Source organism: Rathayibacter sp. AY1E6 (assembly GCF_002931115.1).
Classification (GTDB): Bacteria; Actinomycetota; Actinomycetes; order Actinomycetales; family Microbacteriaceae; genus Rathayibacter.
Window position 1 is genome coordinate 1 of sequence record NZ_PSVK01000043.1, and the last position, 4,806, is coordinate 4,806.

Below are 4,806 nucleotides of genomic sequence, written 5' to 3' on the forward strand. Positions count from 1 at the left end.
GCCGACGCCGCCCCCGTCCTGCCCGCCGCAGCCCTCGTCTTCCCCCTGCTCGTCGGCGTCGCGCTGCTCGCCTCGGGCGCGACCGCCCTGCTCCGCACCATCGGTCCTCGTGGCGTCCGGAGGCGCCTCGAGGAGTCCCGCGCCCTCGCCGCGGCCCTCGGCGGAGGCCCGGGTGCGCGCGGATGCAGCGCTCCCGGTGTCCTCCCGGCCTGCCTGCGGGTCGTCGTCGGCGCCCTCCTCCTCCTGGCCGCCGGCCCGGCCTACACCGCGGCCGCCCTCGTCGCCGCAGCCCTCTGCGCACTCGCCCTCGCGCACGCCGTCCGCCGCTTCGCCCAGGACTCGGAGGGCGACCCGCCCACCCCGGCCGCGGTCGCCGCCACGGCCGCGATGCTCGCCTTCGCCACCGTCGCCGCGGCCCAGGGGATCCTCGGATTCACGGGCGTCCTGGCGCACCTCCGGGAGTTCGACCAGCAGGACCTGAGCTGGGCGGCCGCCCTCGTCGGAGTGGTCGCCGCGTGCGGCCTCCTGCAGCTGGCGGGACGCGCAGCGGAACCGGTGGCCGCACCGGCGGCGGGCGTCAGGCGGCGCGGCTGATGCTCGGAGCTCCGACGCTCGATGCGCCTCCGCACCTCGTCCTCGACGGCAGCGCGGTGCGGCTCGCGCCCGCGTGCGGCTCCGTCGCCGTGATCACCTTCTGGATGCAGTTCCACAACTCCGGCACCTCCGCCCTGCACGACCTCGCCCTGTTCTGCGGCTCCTTCACCGACGGCTCGGGCGCCGAGCTCGACTACGACGAGGCCCCGGTCACCGTCGTCGGCCGGCCCGAGCGGGTCGCCCCGGGAGCGGGGTTCGTGGCCGTCGCGCACTACACGATCGCGCCGCTGCGGGCGCCCCGGACGCTCCGCCACTCCATCGTGCTGCGGGGCCGCACGAGCGACGACCGGCCCTTCACCGACGTCGCCGCGCTCGAGGTCCACGTCGATCCGAGGCGCACCCCGGAGGTCCGGTTCCGTCCCCCGATGGCGGGATCCGACACCTTGCGGTGGAGGTGAGCGACGATGCGATCGCATGACGACTTCTCACCACCGGGCCGGATCGGCCAGGGTAGAGGGATCGCGTCGTACGGAGGACGCGCCAGAGGAAAGGACTCCGCCGTGAGGGGAATCGCAGAAGGCAGCCGACCGATCGTCGATCGCGGGGTGTCCCGCCGGGACACGGCGGCGGCCGCGTGGCTGGCGCAGAGCGGCGTCGACGTCCGCGCGAACGGCGCGTTCCGCATCATGGCCGACACCCTCTGCAGCGACGGCGTCGACGTGCTCCGGATCTGGCACTCGCCGGCCCGCCTGCACCGCACCTCCGCCGCCGGCCCGGGCGTCCGCCTGATCATCCCGCTCGAGGGCGCGCTCGTGATCCAGCCGGACGATCCGGCGGCGCTCGAGGTCCGCGTCGCGCCGGGCGACATCGCCTTCCTCCACTGCGACTCCCCGTTCACGATCGTGACCGACACCCCGAGCGCCCGCACCGAGATCGCCCTCGACCGCCCGCTGCTGGGTCTGGTCGACTCGGCCGACCGTGGCGCCGTCGTCACCGAGGCCGACGCGGCCAGCCGCGGCATCCTGCTCTCGACCGTCAACGCGACCTTCGGCTCCACCCTCGACGCCGACTCCCCCGCCTTCCCCCTGGTGCGGGCCGCCGTCGAGCAGCTGGCGGGCGCTGTGCTGGCGACCTCGCTGCCGCGCGAGAGCAGCGAGGACGTCTACACGCGCGCCCTCGCCCTGATCGCCGCGATGTCCACCGACCCCCGCCTCTCGGTCCAGGAGATCTGCGAGCGCCTCGGCGTCCCGAAGCGGACGCTGCAGCGCACCTTCGCGCGGAACGGCACCACCGTGTTCGACGAGATCCGCCGCGCACGCCTCACGACCGCGCGCGCCCTCCTCGGCGGGAGCGACTCCCCGCCCTCGCCCGAGCACGTGCTGAGCAGCTACGTCCGCTCGCAGCGCCTGCGCCGCGACCTGCTCCACCTCGAGACGGTGCCCGCCTCGAAGCTGGGCTGACGCCGGGGGCGAAGCTCTCTCCGCGTCGACAGCCCCGTGGGCGAGGGAGGTCACCGCGCGGGAGCACGCCTCCGGTCCGGACGCTCCAGCTCGGTCGCACCGTCTCCGCAGCCGCCCCGCGCTCAGCCCGGGTACGGCACCGACGCCGCCGGCCACCCCGAGGCCGCGAGCTCCGCGCGCAGACGGTGGTGGTGCTGCACCGCGCCGAGGGAGTCGGTGCGGAAGGCGATGGCGAGGGCCGCGTCGGCCCAGTAGGCGTCCCAGCCGGAGTAGCGCTCGAAGACGCGGTCGCCGACCGCGGCCAGCAGCTCCCAGGCCCGCGCCGCCGGGAGGTAGCCGGCGACGTAGGCGTAGCGGATCGCGCCGATCGTGCGCTCGGCGTCGCCCGCGAGCAGGAGCAGCGGCGGACGCCCGTCGACCGCCTGGGCGAGCTCGAGGAGGTGGAACTCGCTGCCGCCGGTGAGCGCGGCGACCCGGGAGCGCATCCGCTCGGCGTCGGCGGAGGCCGAGACCTCGGCGAAGCGGGTCGAGAGCGGCCCGCGGGTGAGCACGTCGGCGACCAGCAGCTCGACGTCGTCGGCCGAGGCGATGCGGAAGTCGCGGTCGAGCGCGACCCGGTGCTCGACGAGCGGATGCAGCGGCAGCTGCTGCCAGGGCGCCCCCTTCGCTCCGTCGGCGTAGCGGCGCCGCAGCTCCTCCGGGACCTCGGCCCACGAGGGCTGGAACGCGAGGGAGGAGTTCCAGCCGGCGAACGAGAAGTCGCTGACCGCGTCGAGCGCGAGCAGCTGCTGCTGGCGGAGGGACGGGGTCGGCGAGTCGGCCGCGCCGAGGTAGGCGAGCTGCTCGCGGCGCGGCGCGCGCGCATCCCACTGCTGGAAGCCGACCGTGGCGGCGAGCAGCCCGAAGGCCAGAGCGAACGCGAACGCCGTGAACGCGACGACGCTCTCGCCGCCGCCGAGCGCGAGCCCCCATGCGAAGCCGACCAGGCCCACCGGAGCCGCGAAGGCCGTCACCAGGAGGGCGCGGCGTCCGGCGCCCTGCCCGCGCCGGTGCGCATCGGCCGCCCGCGCGTAGCGCAGCCGGGGTCGGACGGGGAACTCGACGTCTCCGGGATGGTTCTGCAGCGGCACGGTCGCAGCCTAGGGGCGCGGGTCCCGTCGATGTGTGCTTGCCTGGTCGCATGACTCTCGCCGAAGCACTCCTCGAGCGGGCCGACCTGCAGAAGCGGATCGAGGCCCTCCAGTCGCGGATCGTCGCGAACGCCTCCTACCAGGAGGGAGAGGAGCCGACCGAGGACCCGGCCGAGCTGCTCGCCGACTGCACGCGCGCACTGGGCGAGCTCGAGCGGCTGGTCACGGCGATCAACCTCACCAACGCGACGGCGACCACTCCCACCGGAGAGGTGCTGACCGCGGCGCTCGCCCGGCGCGAGGCCCTGCGCGCCCGGCACAGCCTCCTGACCCGCGCGGCCGACGCGGCCGCCGGCGAGCGCGGCTACCGCCAGCTCCGGAGCGAGCTGCGCCGCCTGCCCGCGCTGCCGGTGCGGGAGCTGCGCGAGCAGGCGGACGCCGTGGCGCGCGAGCTGCGCGGGCTCGACGCCGACGTCCAGAGGACGAACTGGGGGGTCGAGCTGCAGAGCTGACACGAGACGCGGTGAGTCGGTAGGCGCACCGGAGCGAGCACGCACCGTCGGGCCGGCGGTTCATCCGGCCCTCTGTCACGCGGTGGGCAGCGTCCCGGCTCCGGCCGTCACTCACAGCCCAGCACCGAGGACCGGTGACCGCGCAGACAGGACACCTCATCACCATGTGCTGGCCGGTGCGCCGAGGGCGGGTTCGGGGACCTCACCGCGTCTCGGGCGCACGCGGACGCATACCGGGTCGGGGCGGGATCTTCTCGAACGGGCACGTGGACGCACGCCGCGCTCGGGGCAGCGGCTCCTCGAACGGGCACGTGGACGCCTGCCGGGTCCGGGCCGGTGTCCGGCCGGCCGCGCCCGCCCTCCCCGCCGCTCAGTACTCGATGCGCCCGCGCCGGTCGTGGAACTCGCCCGTCGGCCCGTCGGAGCCGAGCAGGGCGAGCGCGACGGTCGCGTCCGTGCCCTCGGTGACGGTCTGGTGCCCGCCGTGTCCGTTGAAGTCGGTCGCGGTGTAGCCGGGGTCGCTCGCGTTGATCCGCATCGCCGGCAGGTTCTTCGCGTACTGCACGGTGAGCGCGACGACCGCCGCCTTCGATGCCGCGTAGGGGATCGCGGTGACGGGGAACTCGTCGTGGCCCTCGGTGCTCAGCCAGCGCGGCCAGCCGACTCCGGACGCCACGTTCACGACGACCGGGGCCGCGGAGGCCCGCAGCAGCGGGAGCGCGGCCTGTGTGACGCGGACGATGCCGACGACGTTCGTCTCGAGGACGCCCGCCATCGCCTCCGGGGTGAGGTCGTCGACGCCGAACGAGGTGCCCAGCACTCCGGCGTTGTTGACGAGCACGTCGAGCCCGGGCAGGGAGGCGATCGCGGAGTCGACGCTCGCCTGATCGGTGACGTCGAGGCGGACGGGGTGGGCGCCGAGCGCGCGGGCGGCGTCGCCGTCGGCGGTGTCGCGCATGCCGGCGTAGACGGTGTGGCCCGCCTCGAGGAGTCGGCGGGCGGTCTCGAGGCCGAGGGAGCGGTTCGCTCCGGTGATGAGTGTCGTGGTCATGGGCCCATCCTGCGCGGGTCGTCGGGCCTCGACCAGGCCGAGCTCGACGGGGGGGGGGG

5 protein-coding genes and 1 pseudogene are annotated in these 4,806 nt (G+C 75.4%); 4 read left to right on the forward strand and 2 right to left on the reverse strand.

The features are described from left to right. From C5C46_RS17085 to C5C46_RS16455, 3 genes and pseudogenes are all read left to right on the forward strand, one after another. A pseudogene (locus C5C46_RS17085) lies at positions 1-594 on the forward strand (hypothetical protein); the annotation flags it as partial. Continuing rightward, positions 594-1,052 (forward strand): hypothetical protein, encoded by a 459-nt coding sequence (locus tag C5C46_RS16450; protein ID WP_104227480.1) that lies wholly within the window; start codon positions 594-596, stop codon positions 1,050-1,052. The pseudogene C5C46_RS17085 and the gene C5C46_RS16450, both read left to right, overlap by 1 nt. A 147-nt stretch (positions 1,053-1,199) precedes the next feature. Next, positions 1,200-2,054, forward strand: coding sequence for a helix-turn-helix domain-containing protein (locus tag C5C46_RS16455; RefSeq protein WP_181136549.1), 855 nt, complete (start codon positions 1,200-1,202; stop codon positions 2,052-2,054). Between the two features lie 122 nt (positions 2,055-2,176). Here the strand turns inward: C5C46_RS16455 and C5C46_RS16460 are convergent, their stop codons facing one another. Continuing rightward, positions 2,177-3,184 carry a DUF1266 domain-containing protein gene (locus C5C46_RS16460; RefSeq protein WP_104227482.1) on the reverse strand — a complete coding sequence of 336 codons (1,008 nt, stop codon included), beginning with the start codon at positions 3,182-3,184 and terminating at the stop codon, positions 2,177-2,179. Positions 3,185-3,234: 50 nt separating this feature from the next. Between C5C46_RS16460 and C5C46_RS16465 the strand changes: the two genes are divergently transcribed. Beyond that, a complete protein-coding gene (locus C5C46_RS16465) occupies positions 3,235-3,696 on the forward strand; it encodes a DIP1984 family protein (protein ID WP_104224023.1) in 462 nt (153 codons plus the stop codon). A 370-nt stretch (positions 3,697-4,066) separates the two neighbouring features. Here the strand turns inward: C5C46_RS16465 and C5C46_RS16470 are convergent, their stop codons facing one another. Further along, on the reverse strand, positions 4,067-4,747 hold the full coding sequence (locus tag C5C46_RS16470) for an SDR family NAD(P)-dependent oxidoreductase (RefSeq protein ID WP_104227483.1): 681 nt from the start codon (positions 4,745-4,747) through the stop codon (positions 4,067-4,069). Positions 4,748-4,806 lie beyond the last annotated feature (59 nt).